This is a genomic window from Gluconacetobacter takamatsuzukensis, from assembly GCF_014174275.1.
GTDB lineage: Bacteria > Pseudomonadota > Alphaproteobacteria > Acetobacterales > Acetobacteraceae > Gluconacetobacter > Gluconacetobacter takamatsuzukensis.
Genome location: NZ_JABEQK010000009.1, coordinates 148,986 through 174,073, shown reverse-complemented (window position 1 = coordinate 174,073; position 25,088 = coordinate 148,986). Strand labels below are relative to the sequence as shown.

Annotated in this window: 18 protein-coding genes and 1 tRNA gene; 6 read left to right on the top strand and 13 right to left on the bottom strand. The window is 67.9% G+C overall.

The genetic code is table 11. The annotated features are described in order from the left end of the window. The first annotated feature begins 34 nt into the window (after window positions 1–34). Window positions 35–111: transfer RNA gene (locus tag HLH27_RS12745), tRNA-Met, on the top strand. Window positions 112–193: 82 nt separating this feature from the next. Here HLH27_RS12745 and HLH27_RS12740 read toward each other — a convergent pair. The 9 genes from HLH27_RS12740 to mdcA all read right to left on the bottom strand — a co-directional run bounded on the left by HLH27_RS12740 (window position 194) and on the right by mdcA (window position 12,306). Then, on the bottom strand, window positions 194–5,104 hold the full coding sequence (locus HLH27_RS12740; RefSeq protein ID WP_182950406.1) for an ATP-dependent helicase: 4,911 nt from the start codon (window positions 5,102–5,104) through the stop codon (window positions 194–196). A 120-nt stretch (window positions 5,105–5,224) separates the two neighbouring features. Then, a complete protein-coding gene (locus HLH27_RS12735; protein ID WP_182950405.1) occupies window positions 5,225–6,157 on the bottom strand; it encodes an acyltransferase domain-containing protein in 933 nt (310 codons plus the stop codon). A gap of 25 nt (window positions 6,158–6,182) precedes the next feature. Further along, window positions 6,183–7,118, bottom strand: coding sequence for an AEC family transporter (locus HLH27_RS12730; protein ID WP_182950404.1), 936 nt, complete (start codon window positions 7,116–7,118; stop codon window positions 6,183–6,185). A gap of 61 nt (window positions 7,119–7,179) precedes the next feature. Next, entirely contained in the window at window positions 7,180–8,025 is an 846-nt protein-coding gene (gene mdcB / locus HLH27_RS12725; RefSeq protein ID WP_182950403.1) for a triphosphoribosyl-dephospho-CoA synthase MdcB, read from the bottom strand. Further along, the gene (gene mdcG / locus HLH27_RS12720) at window positions 8,022–8,699 is read right to left on the bottom strand and encodes a malonate decarboxylase holo-[acyl-carrier-protein] synthase (protein WP_182950402.1); all 678 of its coding nucleotides are present in this window, start codon (window positions 8,697–8,699) and stop codon (window positions 8,022–8,024) included. The genes mdcB and mdcG overlap by 4 nt, the downstream gene beginning before the upstream one ends. Continuing rightward, window positions 8,700–9,431, bottom strand: a complete 732-nt coding sequence (locus HLH27_RS12715) for a biotin-independent malonate decarboxylase subunit gamma (RefSeq protein ID WP_182950401.1) — start codon at window positions 9,429–9,431, stop codon at window positions 8,700–8,702. Further along, complete coding sequence (locus tag HLH27_RS12710) at window positions 9,418–10,344, bottom strand: biotin-independent malonate decarboxylase subunit beta (RefSeq protein ID WP_182950400.1); 927 nt, start codon at window positions 10,342–10,344, stop codon at window positions 9,418–9,420. Before HLH27_RS12710 ends, HLH27_RS12715 begins: the two co-directional genes overlap by 14 nt. Beyond that, window positions 10,341–10,655 carry a malonate decarboxylase acyl carrier protein gene (gene mdcC, locus HLH27_RS12705; protein ID WP_182950399.1) on the bottom strand — a complete coding sequence of 105 codons (315 nt, stop codon included), beginning with the start codon at window positions 10,653–10,655 and terminating at the stop codon, window positions 10,341–10,343. Before mdcC ends, HLH27_RS12710 begins: the two co-directional genes overlap by 4 nt. Before the next feature lie 7 nt (window positions 10,656–10,662). Further along, complete coding sequence (gene mdcA, locus HLH27_RS12700) at window positions 10,663–12,306, bottom strand: malonate decarboxylase subunit alpha (RefSeq protein WP_182950398.1); 1,644 nt, start codon at window positions 12,304–12,306, stop codon at window positions 10,663–10,665. Window positions 12,307–12,416: 110 nt separating this feature from the next. Here mdcA and HLH27_RS12695 point away from each other — a divergent pair, with 110 nt between their 5' ends. Further along, entirely contained in the window at window positions 12,417–13,292 is an 876-nt protein-coding gene (locus HLH27_RS12695; protein WP_182950397.1) for a LysR family transcriptional regulator, read from the top strand. A 94-nt stretch (window positions 13,293–13,386) separates the two neighbouring features. Next, window positions 13,387–13,680 carry a VOC family protein gene (locus tag HLH27_RS12690; RefSeq protein ID WP_338029904.1) on the top strand — a complete coding sequence of 98 codons (294 nt, stop codon included), beginning with the start codon at window positions 13,387–13,389 and terminating at the stop codon, window positions 13,678–13,680. 6 nt (window positions 13,681–13,686) lie between these two features. On the opposite strand, the gene HLH27_RS12685 is transcribed toward HLH27_RS12690, so the two are convergent. From HLH27_RS12685 to HLH27_RS12670, 4 genes are read right to left on the bottom strand one after another with little or no spacing between them, the layout of a single operon-like run. Further along, window positions 13,687–14,988 (bottom strand): NAD(P)/FAD-dependent oxidoreductase, encoded by a 1,302-nt coding sequence (locus HLH27_RS12685; RefSeq protein ID WP_338029901.1) that lies wholly within the window; start codon window positions 14,986–14,988, stop codon window positions 13,687–13,689. After that, complete coding sequence (locus HLH27_RS12680; RefSeq protein WP_182950394.1) at window positions 14,985–16,445, bottom strand: aldehyde dehydrogenase family protein; 1,461 nt, start codon at window positions 16,443–16,445, stop codon at window positions 14,985–14,987. Before HLH27_RS12680 ends, HLH27_RS12685 begins: the two co-directional genes overlap by 4 nt. Continuing rightward, the gene (locus HLH27_RS12675) at window positions 16,442–17,497 is read right to left on the bottom strand and encodes an alpha-E domain-containing protein (protein ID WP_408870846.1); all 1,056 of its coding nucleotides are present in this window, start codon (window positions 17,495–17,497) and stop codon (window positions 16,442–16,444) included. Before HLH27_RS12675 ends, HLH27_RS12680 begins: the two co-directional genes overlap by 4 nt. Then, on the bottom strand, window positions 17,494–18,978 hold the full coding sequence (locus tag HLH27_RS12670; protein WP_182950392.1) for a circularly permuted type 2 ATP-grasp protein: 1,485 nt from the start codon (window positions 18,976–18,978) through the stop codon (window positions 17,494–17,496). The genes HLH27_RS12675 and HLH27_RS12670 overlap by 4 nt, the downstream gene beginning before the upstream one ends. Before the next feature lie 251 nt (window positions 18,979–19,229). Between HLH27_RS12670 and HLH27_RS12665 the strand changes: the two genes are divergently transcribed. The 3 genes from HLH27_RS12665 (at window position 19,230) to HLH27_RS12655 (ending at window position 25,034) form a co-directional block, all read left to right on the top strand. Then, window positions 19,230–22,655, top strand: coding sequence for a transglutaminase family protein (locus HLH27_RS12665; protein ID WP_182950391.1), 3,426 nt, complete (start codon window positions 19,230–19,232; stop codon window positions 22,653–22,655). Between the two features lie 90 nt (window positions 22,656–22,745). Then, on the top strand, window positions 22,746–23,828 hold the full coding sequence (locus tag HLH27_RS12660; RefSeq protein ID WP_182950390.1) for a D-alanine--D-alanine ligase family protein: 1,083 nt from the start codon (window positions 22,746–22,748) through the stop codon (window positions 23,826–23,828). Between the two features lie 135 nt (window positions 23,829–23,963). Beyond that, window positions 23,964–25,034 carry a zinc-binding metallopeptidase family protein gene (locus HLH27_RS12655; protein ID WP_182950389.1) on the top strand — a complete coding sequence of 357 codons (1,071 nt, stop codon included), beginning with the start codon at window positions 23,964–23,966 and terminating at the stop codon, window positions 25,032–25,034. The last annotated feature ends 54 nt before the right edge of the window (window positions 25,035–25,088 follow it).

The following is a 25,088-nucleotide window of genomic DNA, read 5'->3' as shown; positions in this document are numbered from 1 at the left end:
GTCGCCGCCAGGTCTTCCAGTCTACCCTCACCCCCGCGGGGTGGAGCAGCCCGGTAGCTCGTCAGGCTCATAACCTGAAGGCCGCAGGTTCAAATCCTGCCCCCGCAACCATGGTTCAAGTCCTTGATAGGTCATAAGAAAAGCCACCCGAAAGGGTGGCTTTTCTGCGTTCTGGCGCCCCGGTGGGCGGGTGCTACTGGTGCCAGCTCAGGCCTTTCGGCAGCATCGAGAAGCCGCAGGCGCGCAGGGCGGCGTTGAGGTTCGTTGTTCCTGCGGGATGGTCGTTGACCATTTCCAGCGTGAACATGAGGTGTTTCTCACGCTTGAGTGCTGTGGTGAGGGCGTTCAGGGCGGCGGTGAGGCGGTTGGCGAGGGTGGGATCTTCCGTGTCGATATAGGTCAGCAGGTTGCGGCCGCCCTGGGTCAGATACAGCACCACTCGGCCATCGGCGATGACGACGAAGGCGCCGGGGCGGCGTGTTGGGCGGGTTGCGGATGGGTGCGGGGGCCAGGGCAGGATCGTGCCGAAAGGATTGGCTGGGTCGCCGGCCGAGAGTCCGATTGGTGTATGGTCGGCGGGTGCAGGGCCTGCGTGTGTGCCGCGTGCTTCGCTTTTGCCGCGTTTGTCGTGTGTGTCTGGTTTGTCGTGTTCGCAGCGGTCGCGGAGCTGGTCGATGGTCGCGCGTTCCGCGAACTGGGAGGCGCCGAGCCCTTCGACGAAGCGGCCGCGCAGGATCTGGCCGGCATCTTCCAGGCTTCGGAAGATCGTCTGGAGGGCGGGGAAGCCGCCCGGCACCGCTTCGGCGATGGCGGCGCCGCGCGTGACGATGCCGTAGCGGTCGAGAAGCCCCTCGGCCAGGGCCAGCGCGCGGGCGGTGTCGCTGGCCGCCTCGCGCGGCAGCAGCGACCAGCGGCCGGCAAGGGTCGGGTCGCCGAGCATGCCGGATCGGGACATGCCGGCTGTGCCTGGCCGGGGGAAGGCGGATCCATGAAACCCCGTGCGCCGATGTGAGCGGTGGATCGGGCGTGGACGGGGGGGCGTGCGGACGGCCGAGCGTGCGCGCAGCGGCGACCAGCTGTCGCTGGTGATGGCGCCGGACCAGGCGAGGTCCCACAGGGCCGCATCGAGATCGGATGCCGACAGGAACGGGGCGCCGTCCCAGGTTGGGGCTTGGGTTTGGGTTTGATCCTCCGACTTCTCTGCCAGTCGGGCGGCGGCCAATGTTGCGATCTGGTGGGCGAAATAGGCGCCGCCATCGGCGAGAAGATCGAGGATCGCGCGCTGGAGCGGCGACAGGGACGGCATGTCGTCTGCCGCTGGTGGGGGCGGCAGGGTTTCGGCGGCGAATTCCCTGGGGTGCAGGGACACCAGACCGTCTTCCCCGCCGAGTTTGCCGTGGCCGCACCACAGGACACTGCCGTTGACGATCAATTCGTCCAGCATGGAGGGATTGTAGTCGGGCACGCGGGCACGCAGGATCTGGTGCTCCCATAACGAAGCCGGCAATGGCACGCCCGCGAGTTGTTCGACGACACGCGCGACACCCTGGATGCCGGTGAGGATTCCCCCCGCCGCGTGCGGCAGAGACGGCACGGCGCGGGGGGCGGGTTCGGCGAGAAGATTGTGGCGTTCCAGCAGCAGGCGGACATAGGCGTCCTGTCCGGCGGGGCGGGTGGCCTCGCGCGCCGCTTGCAGGGCGCGCAGCCGCAGGCGCCGGAAGACGTCGTCGGCTACCCATTCGTGGTGCGCCAGTGGATTGCGCGTGGGGGGAGGGGTGATGGCGTCCGCCAGGGCTTCCAGCCGGCGTTCGACACCGAAATTGCCCTTGAGCAGCCGGCCCTGGTCGCGCAGCCGTTCCAGCGCCGCCTCGGCTACCGCGACGCCGAGGCCGAAGCGGGTTGCGACCTCCTCCGTCGTGAAGGGCCCGTGAGTGCGTGCGTAGCGCGCGATCAGGTCACGGAGCGGGTCGGCGGTCGGGTTGAGAAAGATGTCGGGGAGATCGGCCGGCAATGTTACGCCGAGCGCGTCGCGCAGGCGGGCGGCGTCTTCGATGGCGGCCCAGCATGGTCGGCCCGCGATCGTCGTCTGGATGACGCGGCGTTCGCTCGCGAGTGCCGCCAGGGCGGATTGGGCGTCGCCGTCCGTGAGGCGTTGCGCGACGTCCTCGGTCGATAACGGGCCGAGTTCGCGCACGAGGTCGGCGGTGCCTTCCTTTCCCTTTGCGCGATAGGCCGGGGCCAGGCGTTGCAATTCGCTTTCGACCTGCGCCGTCACGGTGGGATCGAGCAATGTCCCGAGATCGACTTCGCCGAGCAGGTCGGCCAGCAGTCCGCTGTCGAGGGACAGGATGGAGGCGCGTCGCTCGGCGATGGGAGCGTCGGTCGCATACATGAATTCGGCCACGTAACCGAACAGCAGGTCTGCCGCGAAAGGCGAGGGAATTTCGGTCGTCACCTCCACGATGCGGATCGCGCCGTCCGCGAGGCGGCGGGCCAGCGTGTCGAGGGCCGCGAGGTCGTAGACGTCGCGCAGGCATTCGCGGGCGGTTTCGACCAGGATCGGAAAATCCGGATGGTCGCGCACGATTTCCAGCAACTGGCCGGCGCGCAGCCGCTGCTGCCAGAGCGGGGAGCGATGGCCGGGGGCGCGGCGGGGCAGGAGCAGCGCGCGGGAGGCGCATTCCCTAAAGCGGGCGGCGAACAATGCCGAGCCGCCGACGGCCTCGGTCACGATGGCGCGGAGCTTGTCCGGGTCGAAGAGGAACAATTCCGCGCCCGGTACGCGTCCGTCGGTGTCGGGCAGGCGGGCGACGATGCCGTCGTCGCTGGCCACCACCGAAGGGTCGATCCGGAACCGGCGCCGGATGCGGGCCGCGATCGCCAGCGCCCAGGGATCATGCACGCGGCGGCCATAGGGGGAGTGGAGGATGACCCGCCAGTCGCCGCCTTCGTCGCGGCAGCGTTCGATCACCAGCGTCCGGTCGGTGGGCAGCACGCCGGTTGCCGTGCGCTGTTCGCCGATGAGCGCGAGCAGGTTGGTGATGGCGTTCGTGTCCAGTCCGGCCGCGTGCAGGCTTGCCTCCGGCCGGGGGAGGGTTTCGGCTTTCGGGGTGTCTTCGCTGTTTTCTTCGCGCGTTGCGGTGTCGAGCGTGGCCATGAAGGCGCCGATCGCCTCGCCCAGTTCGGCGGGGCGCCGCGTGCCGTCGCCGTGCCAGAACGGCAGCCGGGCGGAGCGGCCGGGTGCCGGCGTCACGATCACCTGGTCGTTGGTGATCTGTTCGATGCGCCAGGAGGTCGTGCCGAGGGTGATGATGTCGTTGACCCGGGATTCGTAGACCATCTCTTCGTCGAGTTCCCCGACGCGACGCGAGCCGGCCTGCTCCTCGCCTTCGGGGAGGATGACGGTGAAGAGGCCCCGGTCGGGAATGGTGCCGCCGCTGGTGACGGCGAGTTGCAGGGCGCCCGGACGGGGCGTGAGGAGGCCGGTCTCGCGATTCCAGACCAGGCGTGGGCGGAATGCGGCGAAATCGTCGGATGGATAGCGCCCGGCGAGCATGTCGAGCGTCGCATCGAATGCGCTGCGGGGGAGGGTGGCGAAGGGTGCGGCGCGGCGCACGGTCGTGTACCAGTCCTCGACATTCACCGGGGCGACCGCGACCGCGGCCACCGTCTGCTGCGCCAGGACGTCGAGCGGGTTGCGCGGCGGATCGATGGCCTCGATGCGGCCGGCACGCATGGATTCGACGGTGACGGTGGCATCGACTAGGTCGCGCCGTGTGCGGGGATAGACCAGCCCGGCGGAGGCGCCGCCGACCTGGTGGCCGGCGCGGCCCACCCGTTGCAGGCCGCTTGCTACCGAGGGTGGGGCCGCGACCTGGATCACCAGGTCGACCAGCCCCATGTCGATGCCGAGTTCCAGGCTGGATGTCGCGACGACGCAGCGCAGGTCGCCCGATTTGAGACTGCTCTCGATCTCGCGGCGCTGCTCTTTCGAGACCGATCCGTGGTGGGAGCGGGCGATCAGGGGCGGGGCGCCCGTCGATCGCTTTTCGGTACTGCCGGAGACCGAGGCGTAGTGGACGGGTGGTGCGGTGTCGGGGGCGGGCGGGTCCTGGGCCCATCGTTCGGCGTAGAGTTCGTTGAGCCGGGCCGTGAGCTTTTCGGCAAGGCCGCGTGAATTGGTGAAGACGATCGTGGCGCGCTGGCCCAGGACCCGGTCGAGGATGCTGGCTTCGACATGCGGCCAGATCGAGCCGGCCCTGGTGCTGCGTCCCCCTTCGCCGGGCTGGTCGACGGGGGCGCCCAGTTTGCTCATGTCCTCGACCGGCACCACGATCTTCAGGTCGAGCCGGCGGCTGGAGGGTGGGTTCACGATCGTGACCGGACGTGCGCCGCCGAGGAACTGTGCCACCCGGTCGGCCGGACGTACGGTTGCCGACAGGCCGATCCGCTGGGCCGGTGTCGGCAGCAATGCGTCCAGCCGCTCCAGGCTCAGGGCCAGATGCGTGCCGCGCTTGGTGCCGGCTACCGCGTGGACCTCGTCGACGAGTATGGCCTGTACGCCCCGCAAGGTCTCGCGCGCCTTCGACGTCAGCATCAGGTAGAGGGATTCGGGGGTGGTGATGAGAATGTCGGGAGGGCGGCGCAGCAGGCCGGCCCGTTCGGCCGCAGGCGTGTCGCCCGTGCGCATGCCGACGGTGATCGTGACGGGTGGGTCGCCGCGTCGTTTTCGCTCCGCTTCGACGCCATGGAGCGGGATGCGCAGGTTGCGCTGCACGTCGGCGCCGAGGGCCTTGACCGGCGAGATGTAGAGAATGCGTGTCGCTGCCCTGGCTTCGGGTTTTGCGGGCGGGGACGCCGTTTCGGTTGCGGCCTCCGCCTCGCGCTCGCGGAACAGCCGGTCGATGGCGTGCAGGAACGCGGCCAGGGTCTTGCCTGAGCCGGTGGGTGCGATGACCAGTGCGTTTTCTCCGCCGCCGATGACCGCCCATGCCGCCGCCTGTACCGCCGTTGGAGAGGCGAACGCCGTGTCGAACCATGTGCGGGTCGCGGGGGCGAAGCGTGCAAGCGGGTCGACGGTCGGGGATTTTTTCGGAGGCGTCATGCGGCAGGTCGCTTCCTTCTGCTTCGGCGGCTGCGATGCTGCTATCATGGGACGAAATCGGGACCATGCGCCATGCTCCAGCCGGGATGCCTCCCCGCGCCGGTCTTCAGCGTGTTGGGATCAGCGGGCGGCCTGCCCGACCCAGCGGAGCAGGCCGTCCACGCTGTGAAAATCCTCGGCGGCGTGAACGGGGAGGTCGGGAAGGGCCGTGCGCGCCATGCGCGACAGCGCGCTGCCGGGGCCGGTTTCCAGCACGCATCCGGCATCGGCTTCCGCGCAGGCCTGCATGCACGCGTCCCAGCGCACCGTTGTGCCGACCTGTGCCGCCAGCCTGTCGCACCCGTCTGCGATGCGGAAGATCGGCTCGCCGTCCAGCCCGCTGAGCAGCCTGACCGTGGGGGAAGGGTTTGCCAGATGCAGGGCGTGCAGCATGTCGCGCAGGGGGGCGACCGCGTCGTGCAGCAGGGGCGTATGCGACGGAACGGCCACGCGCAGAATTCGGGCGGTCGTGGCGCCCATTTCGAGGGCTTCCGCCACCGCCTGTTCCAGGTTCGGGCGCAGGCCGCCGATGACGGCGGCGTCGGGGGCGTTGCGGATGGCGATGACGGTGCCGGTCCGTGCCAGCAGGGTGTGCAGCCGGGCGTCCGGCAGGCCGGCGATGCCTGCGAGCCCGGCATGGGGGGGGCTGGCGCGGTCCATCAGTTCGGCCCTCTGCGCGGCGAGGTGCAGGACCTGACGGGGCGATAGGCATCCCGCGATGCCCCAGGCGGCCAGTTCCCCGACGCTGTAGCCCGCGCACACCAGCCGCGCGCCGGTGCGTGCGACCAGCGTGCCGATGGCCAGCGCGAGCGTGCAGCAGAGGATCTGGCCGGACCGATTGGCGTAGAGTGCATCGTCCGTCGCGTGGCGGACATAGTCCCTGGGATCGGCCCCGAGCAGGTCGGCCGCGTCCCGGAAAATATCCTGCGCTTCCGGGCGGTCCGCGACCAGCGAGAACATGCGCGCATGCTGGCCGCCCTGGCCGGAACACAGGATCGCGACGGTCCGTTTCATGGTTCCTTCCCCGGGACGATGTGGATCATGTCGTCAGCGACAGGGTGAGCGTCAATGTCACGAGGCTGAACAGCGTGCTGACGACCATGATCGATCCGGCATCGCGGCTGTCGGCCTGGTAGCGCAGGGCGAAGAGCAGGCCGAAGAAGCCGGCGGGCAGCGCCATCAGCAGGATGGCGGCATGGGTCATCTGCTGCGGCATCGGGATCAGGTGGGTGAGCGGAATGGCGATCAGGGGCTGCACGATATTGCACAGGAGCGCGAGGAAGACGATGCGCGCGGACCAGGAGACTTTCTGTGCGCTCAGGATCAGGCCGGTGACGAACAGGGCCACGCCGGCTGTCGCCTGGCCGAGCAGTTCGAACGAACGCAGGATGTAGGGCGGAAGGGCGATACCGAGCAGCGCGACGGCGACACCGAGGAACGGGGCGATCACCAGCGGCTTGAGCATCGAGCGCCCGATGGATGTCAGCAGCAGGGTCAGGCCGCTGGTCCCTTCCCTGGCACGGGAGGCTTCGAGAAAGGCCAGGGTCAGCGGCGACATCACGATGGCACCCGACACGATGGCTGTCGTGATATAGAGTTTTCCCGTCGTGCCGAAGACCGCCGAGGCCAGGGGGATGCCGGCGGCCGCGAAATTCGGCAGGGATACGGTGAGGGCGCCGACGGCCGATACGGAGGAGGACAGGCCCGACGCATGGCGCAGAAGCGCCCAGACGAACGCGAAGACGATCAGCATGCCCAGCAGCAGGGTCAGCAGGAGGGGCCATTGTTCGGCCAGGACCGTGCGCGAGGCTTGGGCGGTCGTGGCGAACAGGGCCGCCGGCAGGGCGAATTCCATGGTCAGGACGTTCAGGCTGGCAACATTCCTGTTGTCGACCCGTCCCCGCTTGCCGGCGAAATATCCGGCGGCCATGACGGCAAAGATGGGGACAAGAGAGATCAGGATAACGCTCGACATTGTGTCGCCCTTATTATTGTTATGATGTTTCTTGTTCTCGCGGGCCCTGCAGCGTTTCCGCTCAGCTGTCGGTCCGGTCGAGGAAAAGGCAGATGGCAAGCCCGTCCGCGGCCCCGCCCGGAGACAGCCCGCGCGCGACGAACCGGCGATGGATGGTTGCCGCCCGGGCGGACCATGCGGGGTGGCCTACCCCGCCGCCATCGAGAAAGGTTCTTGCCTGGTCGCGGGCGAATGCCAGGCCTTCCCGGCCGCCGCGATGCAGCAGGTTGGTGTCTTCCAGGACGGCGATCAGCGCCATGCAGCACTGCACGCGGGCGGCCTGCGGATCGTCGGGGCGGAGTTGCCGGCCCCGATTGAGGGCTGGAAGCCCGACCGAGCGGATGGTGGGGAAACCCCATGCGGCTTCGGTCCGTGCGCCGCCCGCACCGTAGCGGCGCTGCGTATCGCCGCCATGGCTGGACGGGTCTGGCGGGGTCGCGTGGATATTCGGCCCCCAGACCTGCCGGACGATGTCGCAGCAGGATGCGGTGTCGCCGGATGCGTCGCGCCGGCCCCGGGCCGCGCTGAGAAGGCCCAGCCCCCATATGGCGCCGCGATGGGTGTTGACGCCGCCGGTTGCCGCCAGCATGGCTTGCTCCGCCGCCTGCCCGATTGCGCGCAGGGCGGCCAGTGTGCCGCCATGGAAGCCGCAGCGGTACAGGTCCGCAAAGAACGGCGCGATGGCATCGGCACTTTTACGGAACGTCTCCGCATTCATGTCCGTGTGGCTGCCGGTGTCGACATGGCTGACCAGGCCGGGCTTGGGCCAGGTCGTCACTTCATCCAGAAGCGACCGCCAGGCGGCCCCGGCAATGACGGGGGCCTTTCCGGCCGGGATCGAGGTGGGAATGCGGGCCGCGTCGGTCATGACGGGGCGGCTGCACCGGGAGGTGCCATTAGCGTGGATACAGGAACAAGGCCGATGGAATGGAGGGATTTTACCATCACCTCTGCTTCGCCCGGCGCCGAGAGGGCATGTAGAAGCTCGCGCCATTGTACTGCCCGGTCGCCGGGGAAGATCACCTCGCCATCCAGGGGCATGGAAAAAGTTTTTTCCTGGTCGTGAAGTGTGTTCAGGAGCCCCCCGATATCGGTCCGGTCGGGCTCGACATGCCAGACCAGGTCGAGGTCGGAGCGGTCCGACAGATAGGGCAGGCCGGTGATGCCGGCCCAGAGCAGGCTGCCGGTGACGGCTGGTGCCACCCCGTACCGTGCGCCGATGGCGAGAAGGCGCGCGAGATCTTCCCGGCGCGCATCGGTCAATGCCGGGCAGGTGGCATGGGCGGACAGGCAGGACGATCCTTCATAAGGGCGCAGGGCATCTGCGGGGAGCAGGAAGGACAGTCTCTGCTTGCCCAGCGTGGGGGGCAGGGGCAGGCCCAGCGCGATGCCTCCGGTTTCCGACGGGAGCGGGCGGCGGCAGATCAGGGGCCAGCCGCGGGCGGCCCAGTCCCTGACCGCTGCGAGCGGTTGGGTCCGTGCCGCGATGCCCCACACGGAGGGTTCGACGACGAGCAATGCGTGGCGCCGAACCGCAGGCATCTAGCCGGCCTCGCCGGCGAAGGAAGCGGCCACTTTCTCCGCGACATCGTGTGCCAGCTTCCGGCCGCCCCGTGCCGCGCCCAGCTGGTCGCGGTCGTCTGCCGGGGGGATTGCGGCCAGGACGGTGGCCAGGCGGTGCGACAGGTCGCCATTGGCTGCCGTCCAGATTTCGGCGACCGCGCCGGTGGCGGCCAGCGGGGCGACGCCGGGGGCGAAGATCGGGGTTGTGCGGGCTTTTTCTTCCAGCGTTTCCAGCGGCAGCTTCGTCACGCGGGCGATGGAGGGCAGGTCCATGACGCTTGGGTGGGCGCCGTCCACGGCGATCAGCGTCTGCGTCGCCAGGGTGGTTGCGATAAAGGCGCCGGCGGCGGCCGTGCCGTACAGGATGCCGACCGTGCGGTGGCCCCTGGCCCCCGCCAGTGTGATGACCTTTGCCAGGTGGCCGAGATATTCATACAGGCCCAGCATCTCGTCACGGCGCGTCATGCGCTGGCTCGCCGTGTCGATCAGAAGCACGATCGGCTTCCGGTCGTCGGCCCGGAGGATGTCCAGAATCTGCCCGGCCAGCGTGATGGCGATCTCGGGGCTCAGCGGGGTGGCGTTGGCGATGCCCAGCACCGCGACCTCCGTTCCGCCGGTAGCGAGGGCGGTGCCGGACATGATGTTGTCGGGGCCGACGACGACCGTGTGGCCCGATGGGAACAGGGCTGCGAGCAGGTCAGCGGGCGTCATGGGCGCCTCCGGTCGCGGCAAGGCGTTCGATAAAGGCGGCATCGTCGATTTCCGATATTCCGGCGGGGTCGGGCAGGTTCATGCGGGCCCAGATTTCGGGTGTGTCGTGACAATCCCCGTACCGTTCGAGGCGCTTTTCCAGCCGTACCTGTTCCGCCCGCATGGTATCGATATCGAAGGCGGGCGGGTTGGCGCGGTCGCGTGCGGCCGCGCGGAAGCTGGCGACGTCGCCCCGGATGTAACGGTCCGCGCCGCCCAGCAGCGCGCGGCTTCGGCCGCCGGTCACGCGCCAGACCAGCGCGCGGTCGCGGGAGTCGAATTCCTCCGCGCCCTTGTTGGTCTCGATCACTTCCGGACCGGTGACGGAGATGCGTCCCTGCTCGGTCATGACGATGCGCGAACAGCAGGATGCGACCAGGCTGCCGCCGCCGAACGCGCCCGCGCGGCCGCCGATCAGCGCGATGACCGGGATACCGGCCTGGCGCACCGCCAGCACGGCGCGGATGGTCTCGGACACGGCCAGTTCGCCGGCATTGGCTTCCTGCAGGCGTACCCCGCCGGTATCGAGCAGCAGCAGCACGGCCGACACCGTCTGGCTGGTGCCGGCGGATGCGGCGGCGGCGCGCAGGAGGCCGACCAGCTTGGCGCCGCTGACCTCGGCGAAGGTGCCGCCCATGAACTGCCCTTCCTGTGCCGCGACCGCGACCGGGTGGCCGTCCAGCAGGCCGCGGCCGACGATCATGCCGTCATCGAAGGCGGGGGGCAGGTCGAACAGGGCCAGATGGGGGCTCATGATCCTGCATTGCGGGCCCAGGAGTTCCGTGAAGCTGCCGGGGTCCAGGACGCCGTCGATCCGCGCGCGGGCGCTGGATTCGTACCAGCTCGGCTCGTGCGCGATGTCTTGTGGAATCATGGCTGTTTCTCCAGAACATTCGTGCCCTGCATGAGCCTGAGCATGACCGTATCCGGTCGTGCCCCGTTGTCGTGGATGGAAAGCCGGATGCCGCCGGGGGAGGAGCGGGCGACGAAATCGGCGATGACGGCCTCCCACACCGTGCGATAGCCGTGGGATGCGGTTTCGACCGTGATTTCGACCGCGTCGGTCTCGCCCGTGCGTTCCAGCAGGATTTCCAGGTTGCCCGATGCCACGACGCCGACGATGGCCTGTGCGCGCGTTCCGGGCAGGGGGCGGGGCGCCTGGGCGCGGATGGTGAATGTTTCCATGTCTGCCTCACCAGTTCCGGAATTTCGAGGGGGGCGCGTACAGCCCGTCGGACCATGTCACCAGGTCGCGGATGGATCGCGCGGCCAGCAGGTTGCGATTGGCCTGCAACGGGTCGATGCCCAGATCTTCCGGTCGGCGGATCACCCCGCGGCCGCGCAGTTCCTCGACTTTTTTCCGATCGCGGGCCAGGCCGACGGGGGTATAGCCGGCCACGCCCCGGATGGCCTGCTCGACTTCGTCAGCATCGCGGCACAGGAGCAGGTTCGCGATGCCTTCCTCGGTGACGATATGCGTTACGTCGTCGCCGAAGATCATGACGGGGGAGAGGGGCATGCCCAGTTTTCGGGCCAGAGCGATACTGTCCAGTTCCTCGACGAAGGCCGGTTTCATGCCTTCGCCGAAGGTTTCGACCATCTGTACCACCAGCTTGCGGCCCCTGACCAGCGGACCGGCGCCTCCGGCGGCCTCATGCCCCGCCTTCAGCCATGCCTCCGAGACATGGCGTCGGCCGTGGGCGTCCGACCCCATGTTGGGGGCGCCCCCGAAGCCTGCGATCCGGTCCGGGGTGACGGTGGAGGAATTGCCCGCCAGGTCGATCTGCAGGGTCGCGCCGATGAACATGTCGCACGCATACAGGCCCGCGTTCTGGCACAGGAGGCGGTTGGAGCGCAGCGTGCCGTCCTTGCCGATGAAATAGATATCCGGGCGGGCGGACATGTAGCCGTCCATGCCCACTTCGCTGCCGAAGCAATGGATCTGTTCGACCCAGCCGCTTTCGATGGCCGGGATCAGCGTGGGGTGCGGGTTCAGCGCCCAGTGGGTGGCGACCTTGCCCCGCATGCCGAGCTGCTCGCCATAGGTGGGAAGAAGCAGTTCGATGGCGGCGGTGGCGAAGCCGATTCCGTGATTCAGCCGCTTCGGTTGATATTCGGCGTAGATGCCTTTCAGCGCCATCATCGCCATCAGGATCTGGGATTCGGTCACGGCGGCTGGGTCGCGGGTGAAGAGCGGCTCGACATAGAAGGGTTCGGGTGCCTCGACGATGAAATCGACCTGGTCGCCCGGAATGTCCACCCGCGGCACCTTGTCGACGATCCTGTTCGCCTGCGCGATGACGATGCCGCTCTTGTAGGCTGTGGCCTCGACGATGGTCGGCGTGTCTTCGGTATTGGGGCCGGTATAGAGATTGCCCTCGCGGTCGGCGCAGACCGCCGCGATCAGGGAGACATTGGGCGTCAGGTCCACATAATAGCGGGCGAAGAGCTCGATATAGGTATGGATGGCGCCCAGCTCGATATTACCCTTGTCCAGCGCGCGGGCTATTGCCCCCGATTGCGGGCCCGAATAGGAAAAATCGAGTTTTCTGGCGATGCCGAGCCGGAACAGGTCGAGATGTTCCGGCAGGACCAGGCCCGACTGGACGATATGCAGGTCGTGGATCGTCGCGGGATCGACGCGCGTCAGGCATCTTGCCAGGAAATCGGCCTGTTTCTGGTTGTCCCCCTCCAGGCACAGCCGGTCGCCGCTGCGGATGACCCGTTGCAGGAGCGCCGTGACGTCATCGGCCTTCACCACCTTGCCCGTTGCGAAGGGGGCGGCCTGTTCCAGCCGCCTTGCCCGTTCCGTCCGTTGTTTCGTCCAATCCCGCATGGAGTCCGTCCCGTTCCGCAAGCCGATGGCGGAGCCTAGACCCAGGCGAATGGTTATCGGTAGAGCGAATTATTGACAGGTTGGTGAGAGAGTTTTCTAATAAATATATCATGCTGGATAATGCGCTTCTCGAGAGCTTTCTCGCCGTCGTCGAGGAAGGGAGCTTCACTCAGGCGGCCGAACGTCTGGGCCTGACGCAATCGTCGGTCAGCCAGCATATCAAGCGGCTGGAAACCCAGGTCGGGCGCAGCCTGCTGCATCGCTCCACGCACCGGGTCGGGCTGCTGCCCGATGGCGAGCGGCTGCTGGTCCATGCGCGCCGTATCCTCGGTGCCGTGATGGAGGCCGAGCGTGCGTTCGGCGCGCCGATGGTCAGCGGCCATGTCAGCGTCGGCGTGGCCGAGGATTTCGCCACCTCGCGCCTGCCGGACATTCTGCGCCGCTTTCGCCGCTTCTACCCGCATGTGATCCTGCAGATCGAAATCGGCCTCAGCGCCAACCTGATCGACAAGTTGCATGCCGGCTTCTTCGACGTGATCCTGGCCAAGACGCGGACGCCGTCCGAAGGGGCCGAGCCGCTGATGACCGATCAACTCATGTGGGTTGCCGCGCCGGACGAGCCCATGCTGTACGCGCAGCGCCCGTTGCCGCTGGCCCTGCATCCCGAGCCCAGCATCAGCCGGCGCATGGTGATCGAGGCGTTGCATGCGGCTGCAATCCCTTTCCAGATCGCGCATACCAGCCTGAGCATCACCGGGTTGCGGGCCGGGATCGTGGCAGGCCTGGGGATTTCGGTCTTCGGGCGCAGCTTCATTCCGGAGGGGCTGCTGATCATCGACGAGGCCGAAGCCGGCCTGCCGCGTCTGCCCAGCCTGCCCTTTGTCGTCGAATTGCAGAAAGGCGCCGAGGGCAGCCCGGCGGTGCAGGCGCTGGTGCAGGCGATCCGCGAGAATGTGGCGATGCTGGACCGTCATTTCGATCCGTAGGGCGCGGGTTCAGCGGGGTGCTGCGGAGGCTTCGTGACGTTGCCCGTCGTGATGTGCGTTATTCCGTACTGCCTGGCACGGCGCCTCTCTATCGATCCGGAACCTTTGCCCTGTTCCGGTTTCCGGGCGGCAACACGCTGGGCTTGTGAAGCGCGTGGATGTTCAGCCCGCATCCACGCACGGACAGGGTGGCGAGATCGCCTTTCGGACGGACGCCGTCGAGGCCGTCCATGCCGTGTGGGTGGAACGCGGCTACACGATCCTGCAAGGGCCGACCGAACTGGATTTCGGGCGCAGCGTGACGATGGCCGATCCGGACGGGAATCGTATCCGCGCGTTCCAGCCGCGCCCGGACCTGTCGCGTCAGGACCCGGCGCGGCAGGGGTAGTTCCGTTTACTGCCGCGCTATCAGGCGTGCCAGCCCGTCGGCGAGACGGCCTTGCAGGACTTTGGCCGTCACGCCCAGGGGCCATGCGTCGTGGAAGGGGATCGGGCGGATCGGGCCGGGTGGCAGCAGGATGTCTTCGGTGCCGGCGCCCAGGGCGCGGCGTGCGATCTCGCGGCCCAGGACCGTCGCCATGGCGACGCCGCGGCCGTTATAGCCCAGGCAGGCGATGATGCCGGGCATGGGCTCGTGCCAGTGCGGGTAATGGTCCATCGTGACCGCCACATGCCCGTTCCAGCCGTGGGTCCAGGCGACGTCGCGCAGGAAGGGCCACAGGGCGAGCGCCTGCCGGCGCAGGAACGGGAAGGCGTCCGGCCCGTCGCGCTCGCCCAGCGTCGACCGGCCGCCGATCAGCAGCCGCCCCGCATCGTCGATCCGGTAATAGGTCGTGATCTCGCCCAGTTCGTACAGCACCTCGCGCCCGGCCAGGATGCGGGTGCGGGCTTCGGGTGGCAGGGGGGCGCTGGCGATGATGGCGCTGGTGACGGGGACCACGGTGCGGCGCAGCCGGTTCCACAACCGGTCGGCATAGCCGTTGGTGGCGAAGACCACGCGGTCGGCCAGCACCGCGCCTTGGCGCGTGCCGACCCGCCAGCATGGGCCGTCGCGGCGCACCGATAGCGCGCGGGAGCCGCCGTAAATCGCGGCGCCGTGGGCGATGGCGGCCTCGGCCAGGCCGCGCGCCAGAGCCAGCGGGTTGACCTGTCCGCCCCGGCGGTCCAGCAGGGCCGCGCGATAATGGGCCGTGCCGGTGCGCGCGGCGATTTCCGTGCCATCCAGCCACGCGACATCGCCGCCGCGTGCCGCGCATTCGTCGGCCAGTTGCCGCAGGGCCGGGATCTGGGAATCGGCGATGGCGGCCCGCAGGGTGCCGCCGCGCGCGGCGGCGCAGTCGATGCCGTGGCGCGCGATCAGGTCGAACACCAGGTCGGGGGCGGTCCACGCCGCCTGGGCCAGGCGGGCCCCGCGTTCCGGGCCGAAATGGCGTTCGACCTCGGAGGGCAGGGTCTTGAGGCCCGGATTGACCTGTCCGCCATTACGGCCCGAGGCGCCCCAGCCGGGTTCGTTGGCCTCCAGCACCGCCACGGCGTGGCCGGCTTCGGCCAGGTGCAGGGCGGCCGACAGGGCGGTGAAGCCGCCGCCGATCAGGACGGTCTGGACCCGGGTTTCGCCCGCCAGCGGCGGGGTGGGTGCCGCCGGCCGGGCGGTGTCGGCATACAGGCTGGCCGGCAGGGCGGCGATGCCTGTCACGCGTCGGGCCCGTATCCCAGGATGGCCTTGATTTCCAGGAAGTCGGCCAGCCCGTATTCGCCGCATTCGCGCCCATTGCCGGACTGTTTGTAGCCGCCGAAGGGGGCGGCCACGGTCCAGGGGGCGCCGTTGATGTTCACATTGCCCGCCCGCAGGCGCCGGGCCACCGCACGGGCCTGGGCCAGGTCGCCGCCCTGCACGTAGGCCGCCAGGCCGTAGGGTGTGTCGTTGGCGATGGCGATTGCGTGGTCCACATCGTCATAGGCGATGATCGACAGGACGGGGCCGAAGATTTCCTCGCGCGCGATCGTCATGTCCGGGGTGACGCGGCCGAACACGGTGGGGCGTACGTAATAGCCGACCGGCAGGCCGTCCGGCCGGCCCGGTCCGCCGGCGACCAGGGTGGCGCCCTCGTCGATGCCGACCTGGATCAGGTGCTGGATCTTGTCGAACTGCACCTGGCTGACCACCGGGCCCAGCCGGGTGTTCGGGCCATCGGGCGGGCCGACGATGAAGGTCGCCGTTGCCTGTGCCGCGATGGCCATGGCCTCGTCCATTCGGCCGGCGGGTACCAGCATGCGGGTCGGGGCGTCGCAGGACTGGCCCGAATTGCCGAAGCAGCCGGCCACGCCGCGCCGCACGGCGTCGGTGAAATCGGCGTCGGGCAGGATGATGTTGGGCGATTTTCCGCCCAGTTCCTGATGCACGCGCTTGACCGTGTCGGCCGCCAGGCGGGCGACGATGGTGCCCGCACGGGTCGAGCCGGTGAAGGACACCATCTCGATATCCGGGTGGCGGGCAATGGCCTCGCCTACCGCGGGGCCGTCGCCGTTGACCAGGTTGAACACGCCGGGCGGCACACCGGCCTCGTCGAGGATTTCGGCGAACAGCAGGCCGCTCAGCGGTGCGATCTCGCTGGGTTTCAGGACCATGGTGCAGCCTGCGGCCAGTGCCGGCCCGACCTTGCAGGCGATCTGGTTCATCGGCCAGTTCCACGGCGTGATCAGCCCGACCACGCCCACCGGTTCGCGCGTGATCAGCATGCCGTCGATGGGCTGGTCGAATGTGAAATCGCGCAGGGCGCGGGCCGTTTCCTCGAGATGCGCCATGCCGGCCCAGGCCTGGGCGTCGCGCGCCATGGGCAGGGGGGCGCCCATTTCCAGCGAGATCGCGGCGGCCATGTCGCCCATGCGCCGGCGATAGACCGTCAGGATCCGGTCGAATACGGCCAGCCGTTCGGCGCGGGTCGAAACCGACCAGGTGGCGAAGGCGCGCCGTGCCGCCGCCACCGCGCGGTCGACATCGCCCGCGCTGCCCAGCGCGATGGCGGCGCACGGGGCCTCGGTGGCGGGATCGATGACATCGAGCAGGCGCGGGGCGAGGGGGTCGACCCATGCGCCATCGATATAGAATTGTGTCGCGTGGGGCAGGCGGCCGGGATCGAACGGCGACGTCATGACTGGGACTGTTCCTGACTGAAGCCCGAACCGGGCTCCGGATTGGCGGTGGAGGCCGGCATGGCCGGGGGCCAGAAGGCGCGGGCGATCTCGCCCTGGACCAGATGCAGTTCGCGCTGCACCCAGTCGAGGAATTCGTGCAGGCCGCGCACGATGATGTCTTCGACCGTCTGTTCCGCCAGGGTGGCGCGCAGTTCCTCGATCCGCTCGGCGGCGGCATAGCCGTTCTTGAGTCCGTAATCGGTGCGCAGGTGCCCCACCGCCCAGTGCAACTGGCGCAGGCTGGTCGAGAGCGAGCGGGGGAAGCCGTCATTCTTGAGCAGGAAGCCCACCACGTTGGCCGGGGTCATGTCGCCCGCAACCGTGCGGCGGAAGGCGTGATAGGCGGCGGCGGAGCGCAGCACGGCGGCCCACTGGCCGATATCGACCTCGGACCCCACCCCGGCGACGCTGGGCAGCAGCGTGTGGTATTTGATGTCGATCAGCCGTGTGATCTGGTCGGCGCGCTCCAGGTTGCGGCCGATCAGGTAGAACAGCCAGGCCTGGTCGCGATAGAACGTGCCCTCGGTGATGCCGTGATGCGTCTGGCAATCCTGCTTCAGCCGCGCGCACAGGGCGGAGAGGTTGGAGGCGCGGATATCGGTCGGCCCCAGCGCGCTGACCGCGTTGGTGAACATGTTGAGATGCATCCACATCTCGGTCGAGATCAGCGGCCGCAGCGACCGCGCGTTTTCGCGCGCCGCGTGGGCGATCGAGACGATGGAATTCGGATTCTCGCGGTCGATGACATAGAAGCCGACGACATTTTCCTCCGACGCGGCGCCGTGCCGTTCGAAGAACCGTTCGTCGTCGGCGTTGATCTGCACGATCGACAGCCAGCCGCTGCTGGTGCTGCGCGCGCGCACGAATGTTTCGGTGACGTCGACCAGGCGGGCCAGGTTCTCGATCCGCTCCATGTAGCGCGCCAGCCAGATGGTGCATTCGGCGTAGCGCGACAGCAGGTTGGGCATGGCGATGCCGCCCGGCGGAATATCGATCATGACAGGGTTCATGATGCCAGCACCCATGTATCCTTCGAGCCGCCGCCCTGCGAGGAATTGACCACCAGCGACCCCTTGCGCAGTGCCACGCGCGACAGGCCGCCGGGCAGCACCCAGGTCGATTCGCCGGTGACGGCGAAGGGCCGCAGGTCGACATGCCTTGCCTCGACCCCGGCCTCGCACAATGTGGGGCAGACCGACAGGTCGATGACCGGCTGGCTGATGTAATTGGCCGGATCGGCCAGCAGGCTGGCGCGGAATGTCTCCAGTTCGTCCCTGGTGGCGTGCGGGCCGATGATCAGGCCGTAGCCGCCGGATTCGCCGACCGGCTTGACCACCAGCTGGTCCAGGTTCGCCAGCGTATAGGCCAGTCCCTCGGGCTCGGCGCAGATATGGGTCTCGACGTTCGAGAGGATCGGTTCCTCGCCCAGATAATAGCGGATGATGCGCGGCATGTAGGCGTAGACGGCCTTGTCGTCCGCGACGCCGGTGCCGATCGCGTTCGCGATCGTCACGTTGCCGCGACGATAGGCGTCCACCAGCCCCGGAACGCCCAGCATGCTGTCGGGGTTGAAGACGTGCGGGTCGAGAAAATCGTCATTCAGGCGGCGATAGATCGAATGGACCGGGCGTGGGCCGGCCACGGTGCGCATGAAGACGCGGCCGTTCTCGACCATCAGGTCGCGGCCCTCGACCAGCGGCACGCCCATTTCGCGCGCCAGGAAGACATGTTCGAAATAGGCGGAGTTGTAGATGCCCGGCGACAGCAGGACGACCTGCGGGTCCCGGATGTCGGCGGGCGCCGTTTCGGTCAGCGCGCGGCGCAGGCGCGGCCCGTATTCGTCCACCGGCATCAGGTCCAGCCCGGCGGCCAGGTCGGGCATGCTGCGCAGCATCATGTGCCGGTTCTCGATGACGTAGGACACGCCCGAGGGGGTGCGCGCATTGTCTTCCAGAACCAGGAAATTGCCCGCGCCGTCACGGACCAGGTCGGTGCCGTTGATGTGGACGTAGACGCCGCCGGGGACGTCCAGCCCCTCCATCTCGGGCCGGTAGTTGGAGTTGCCCAGCACCAGCCCGGCGGGAACGATGCCGTCCTTCAGGATGCGGCGCTCGTGGTAGATATCCCACAGGAAATGATTGATCGCCGCGACGCGCTGCTGCACGCCGCGCTCGACATGGTCCCATTCGGCGGCGGTCAGCACGCGCGGGATCAGGTCGACGGGCAGGATGCGGTCGATCGCGTCGCGATCGGTATAGACGGTGAAGGTGATGCCCAGATTATACAGGTCGGCCTCGGCGACGCGGGCCCTCTGGCGCAGTTCCGTCAGCCCGAAATGGGCCAGCCTTTCGCGAATCAGGGTCAGGCTTTCGGGCGGCGGGTCCCGCCGGTTCATCAATTCGCAATAGAAATCAGGCGTATCGTAGGACACGAACAGGCCCGGCCCCTGTTGTGCCTGCTGCTGCCCCGGATCGCTCCCGTGGTCGCTCATTATCCCGTTTTCTCCCGTGCATGGCAGGAGATCAGGCGCGAAGGATTCATGTCCACCCCACCTGCTGGTCCGTGTTTCCGTTACAGCCAAGCAAGAATTTGCGCCGCCGCCAAGGGCCAATCGGCATCATCGCCGTATTGCTATTATTCCGGGGTGAGGCGGCGGGAAATTCCGCTTTCCCCCTGTTCGCGGCGGACCATGCTGGGCTACCGTTCCCGGTACGGAATATCACTCTGGCTCAAGGTCGACGCATGACCCTGCACGTCGCGCTGACGCATCGTACCGGCTATCAATACGACCGTCCGGTCTCGCTCGGTCCACAGACCATCCGGCTTCGCCCGGCCCCCCATGCCCGCACGCCGATCGTGTCCTACGCGCTGCGGATCGAACCCAAACCCCATTTCATCAACTGGATGCAGGATCCGTCGGGCAATTATCAGGCCCGGGTCGTGTTTCCGGAGCGCGTGACCCGTTTCGAGGTCACTGTGGATCTGGTGGCCGACATGGCCACGATCAACCCGTTCGACTTCTTTCTCGAGCCCGAGGCCGAACACTGGCCGTTCGCCTACGATCCGGTGCTGGCCGGCGAGCTGGCGCCCTATCGCGTATGTGAGGAGCCGGGGCCGCTGCTGTCGGCGCTGCTGGCGGGCGTCGACCCCAGCCGGCAGCGCACGGTGGACATGCTGGTGGCGCTGAACCAGCGGATCCAGCAGCGCATCGCCTATGTGGTGCGGATGGAGCCCGGCGTGTGGACGCCGGAGGAGACGCTGGAGCAGGGACGCGGGTCGTGCCGCGACAGCGCCTGGCTGCTGGTGCAGGTGCTGCGCAACCTGGGCTTCGCCGCGCGTTTCGTCTCTGGCTATCTGATCCAGCTCGTGGCGGACCAGAAGCCCCTGACGGGGCCCGAAGGCCCGACCGAGGATTTTACCGACCTGCATGCCTGGGCCGAGGTCTATCTGCCCGGCGCCGGGTGGGTCGGGCTGGATGCGACGTCCGGCCTGCTGACCGGCGAGGGGCATATCCCGCTGGCCGCGACGCCCGAGCCGGCCTCGGCCGCGCCGATCTCGGGCCTGATCGAGAAATGCGAGACCAGTTTCGATTTCGCCATGTCGGTGACGCGGGTGCTGGAAACGCCGCGCACCACCCGGCCTTATGACGATGCGCAATGGCAGGCGATTCTCGCGGCCGGACGTGCCGTCGATGAGACGCTTGAGGCGGGCGCGGTAGGCCTGACCATGGGCGGCGAGCCGACCTTCATCGCCGCTGCCGACATGGACGCCCCGGAATGGAACATCGACGCGCTGGGCCCGACCAAGCGCGCCTATGCCGGGCGGCTGCTGCGGCGGCTGCTGCCGCTCTGGTCGAAAGGGGCGGCGATCCAGCATGTGCTGGGCAAGCATTATCCCGGCGAGCAATTGCCGCGCTGGGCGCTGGTATGCCATTGGCGCCGCGATGGCGAGCCGATCTGGACCGACCCGGCGCTGCTGGCCTCGGACGATGACAGCGATACCGCGACCGAACAGGATGCCGCCGCCTTCTGCCGTGCGCTGGCCGAGCGGTTGCAGGTCGATCCCGGCCTGGTCAATCCGGCCTATGAGGACATTCATTACTATCTGTGGCGTGAGCATCGGCTGCCGGCCAATGTGATCGTCGAGGATTCCAAGCTGCGCGATCCGCTGGAGCGCGAGCGCCTGGCCCGCGTCTATGGCCACGGGCTGAACGTGCCGGTCGGCAGCGTGCTGCCGCTGCGCGTCGTGGTGCGCGACGGCGTGCGCCGCTGGCAGTCCGGGCGCTGGTTCTTCCGTGGCGACCTGATGTTCCTCGTCCCCGGGGATGCGCCGGTGGGCTTCCGCCTGCCGCTGCAGAGCCTGCTGTGGGCCAGCGATGATGCGATCGACCATGACATGGAGCGCGATCCGTTCGCGCCCATGCCGCCGCTGCCGCCCCATCCGGCGCTGGCCCGCCGCACCGGCCCCTCGGCCGGGGGCACGGCTCCCGGCTGGGCGGAACAGGGGGTGCCTGGGCGCGGTGGCGTGGGCGAGGGGGGAGACGTGCCCGCCCTGTCGGAGCTGCCGGCCCTGCCGCCCTATCCGGGCGGCGGCACCGGCCGCATCGCGCTGGATCGCGCCGTGGCCGACCATCTGGTGGAAGTCGGGCGGGAAGAGCCGGAACTGGTGCGCACCGCGCTGGCGGTCGAGGCACGCGGCGGTATCCTGCATGTCTTCTTTCCCCCGCTCTACGCGGCGGAAGACTGGCTGGATCTGTGCGCGGCGGTCGAGGACACGGCCCGGGCCTTCGGGCGCAAGGTGGTGCTGGAAGGCTACCAGCCGCCGCGTGATCCGCGCCTGCTGAATTTCTCGATCACGCCGGACCCCGGCGTGATCGAGGTCAATATCCATCCCGCGGCGAGCTGGGACGAGCATGTCGGCCGCAGCGAGCAGCTTTATGACGAGGCGCGTGCGATCGGGCTGATCGCCGAGAAATTCATGGTCGATGGCCGCCATGTCGGCACCGGCGGCGGCAACCATGTGGTGATGGGCGCCGCCCGCGCTGTCGACAGCCCGTTCCTGCGCCGGCCCGACCTGCTGAAATCGCTGGTCGGGTTCTGGCACAACCATCCGTCGCTGTCCTATCTGTTCAGCGGCCTGTTCATCGGGCCGTCCTCGCAGCATCCCCGCGTGGATGAGGCGCGCGACGACAGTGTGGCGGAGCTGGAGATCGCCTTCGCGCAGGTGCGGCCCGACCAGCCGCCGCCGCCCTGGCTGACCGACCGGCTGTTCCGCAACCTGCTGGCCGACATTACGGGCAACACGCACCGTACCGAATTTTGCATCGACAAGCTCTACGCACCGGAAAGCGCGTCCGGCCGGCTGGGGCTGGTGGAATATCGCGCCTTCGAAATGCCGCCCCATCATCAGATGGCGGCGGCGCAGATGCTGCTGATGCGCGCGGCCGTCGCCGCCTTCTGGAAACAGCCCTACGAGCGGCGGCTGGTGCGCTGGGGCACGCGCCTGCATGACGATTTCATGCTGCCGCATTATGTCAGCCGCGATTTCACCGATGCCATCGCCGAGCTGCGTGCCCTGGGCGCGCCGCTGGAGGCCGACTGGTTCGCGCCGCACATGGCGTTTCGCTTCCCCGAAATCGGCGCGGTTCCGCTGCTGGGCATGACGCTGGACCTGCGCCACGCGCTGGAACCCTGGCATACCCTGGCCGAGGAACCGGCGGCGGGGGGCACCGTGCGTTATGTCGACAGTTCCGCCGAACGGGTCCAGGTGCGCGTGACCGGGTGGGTGGACGAACGCTATATCCTGGCCTGCAACGGCGTCGGCGTGCCGCTGACCCGGACCGAGCGACAGGGCGAATATGTCGGCGGCGTGCGCTTCAAGGCCTGGAACCCGCCCAGCGCCCTGCACCCGACGGTGGGCGTGCAATCTCCGCTGGTATTCGATGTGTACGACACCTGGACCGGTCGCAGCATCGGTGGTCTGACCTATCACGTCGCCCATCCCGGCGGCCGCAATTACGAAACGCGGCCGGTGAATGCGAACGAGGCCGAGGCGCGTCGTCGCATTCGCTTCTTCCCGTTCGGCCATACGGTGGGGGTGATGGCGGCGCCGGTCGTGCGGCGGTCGCTGGAGCAGCCGCGGACGCTGGATTTGCGGCGCTTTGCGTGAGGGTGGGGTGATGCAGGGCGCTGCCCTGCACCCGGAAGGGGGCGGTCGTCCCCTTCGCCCCTTGGGGTTGACCGTGGCGAGGCATGACGGATGAGAACGGGCGGCAAGGCGGACAGGGTGCGCGTTGGCATCCTGTTTGGCGGGCGGTCGGAAGAGCATGATGTCTCGGTGCTTTCCGCGACCAATGTCATGAAGGCGCTTTCTTCCGAAAAATACGACCCAGTGCCGATTTTCGTCACCCGTGACGGGAGGTGGGTGTTGAGCGATTTTGCGGATGGTGCCCTTGCGCAGCCTGCCCATGGGACGGAACTCTGTTTCGTGCCGGGCGGGTGTGGCCGCGTCATTGCCCTTCCCGTGGAGGGCATTCCCTGTGAATTGCCTGGGATCGATATCCTCTTTCCCGTCCTGCATGGTCTGCATGGTGAAGATGGCGCGGTGCAGGGGGTGGCGGAAGTGGCGCGCGTGCCGCTGGCCGGCTGTGGCATTCCCGGATCGGCGAATGCCCTGGACAAGGACATCGCCAAGAGACTCTTCAACGAGGCCGGAATTCCCGCGGCCCGGTCGGTCACGATTCATCCCGGTGCCGTGCCGGGTTTTGAGGAGCTGGAACGGGCGCTGGGCCTGCCCGTCTTTATCAAGCCCGCGCGGCAGGGTTCGTCGGTCGGGGTCAGCAGGGTTTCGACCGCGGCGGAGTATGACAGCGCATTATCCGAAGGGTTTCGCCACGACACGAAGCTGCTGGCCGAACAATTCATCCGGGGGCGCGAGATCGAATGTGCGGTCCTGGAAGGCACGGACGGCACGCTGTTCGTCTCGCGGACCGGTGAAATCGTTCCGGCGGATCGCCATGGGTTCTATACCTATGATGCCAAATATATCGACAAGGATGGTGCCGGGCTGCATGTGCCGGCGGAATTGCCTGCCGGAATCGAGGATGAAATCCGGTCTCTCGCATCGCGGGCATTCCGGGCGCTGGGTTGTGACGGCATGGCGCGTGCCGATTTCTTCGTGACGCCCGATTGGGGAATCCTGATCAACGAACTCAACACCATTCCCGGTTTCACGGATATCAGCATGTATTCCAAGGTCATGGCGGCCAGTGGCGTCGGTTATGCGGAGATTATCGACCGTTTGATCGCGCATGGGCTGGCGAGATTCGGGGCATCGTTCTGATGTGATGTCGGGTCAGGCGCGATTGCAATCGGCACAGTAAGCCTCTGCCTGTCCCGAACCCGCTGCCCGACGAACGGAACGCCCAGCCGGTTACAGCGTTGTACGGGCAAGAGAAATACTCCCGGAGCCCCCATCATGAAGCTGTTTGCCTGCCAGGCCTGCAATCAGGTCCTGTTCTTCGAGAACACGGCCTGCGAGCGATGCGGTCATACCTTGGGTTACCTGCCCGAGGAAAACGACCTCAGTGCGCTGGAGCCGGTGGCGGGCGAGGAGGGTACCTGGCGGCCCTTGTCGAAAGTGGCGGCGGGGTCGGCCTATCGCTTCTGCACCAATGCCGACCGGGGGGCGTGCAACTGGCTGGTGCCGGCCGGGGGGGATGCCTATTGCCTGGCCTGCCGGCTGAACCGGACAATCCCGGATCTGTCGGGAGAGGGGCATCTGGACCAGTGGCGCAAGCTGGAAACGGCGAAGCACCGGCTGGTCTATACCCTGCTGCGCCTGAACTTGCCGATCGTGACCCGGCAGGAGGACCCTGACGGCGGGTTGGTCTTCGATTTCCTGGGGGATCCGCCCGATGGCGGCAAGGTGCTGACCGGTCATCAGGACGGCTTGATCACCATTGCGCTGCGCGAGGCCGACGATGCCCAGCGCGAGGCGATGCGGGTGGAGATGGGGGAGCATTATCGTACCCTGCTGGGCCATTTCCGGCATGAGATCGGCCATTATTACTGGAACGTCCTGGTGCGCGACGGGGAGCATCTGGACGATTTCCGCGCCCTGTTCGGGGACGAGCGGGCCGATTATCAGGCGGCGTTGCAGCATCATTATCAGGTGGGGGCGCCCCCCAACTGGCAGGACCATTATGTCAGCGACTATGCCACCACCCATCCGTGGGAGGATTTTGCCGAGACCTGGGCGCATTACCTGCATATCGTCTCCACCCTGGAAACCGCCCGGGCCTATGGCCTGTCGATCGATATCCATGTGTCCGACGATCCGTCCCTGCAGGCCGAGGTCGCGTTCAATCCCTATGCCGCCGGGCCGTTCGCGCGCATCGCCGAGGCGTGGCTGCCGCTGACCTATGCGATCAACAGCCTGAACCGCTCGATGGGCCAGATGGATTTCTACCCGTTTGTCCTGGCGCCGCCGGTGCTGGAAAAACTGGGCTACATCCATGATCTGATCCACGGCGCCGCGCCCGACTGAGTGCGCCGTCCGGGCGGGACCGCGCGCAAGACCGTTTACTGTTGGCGCGGCTTC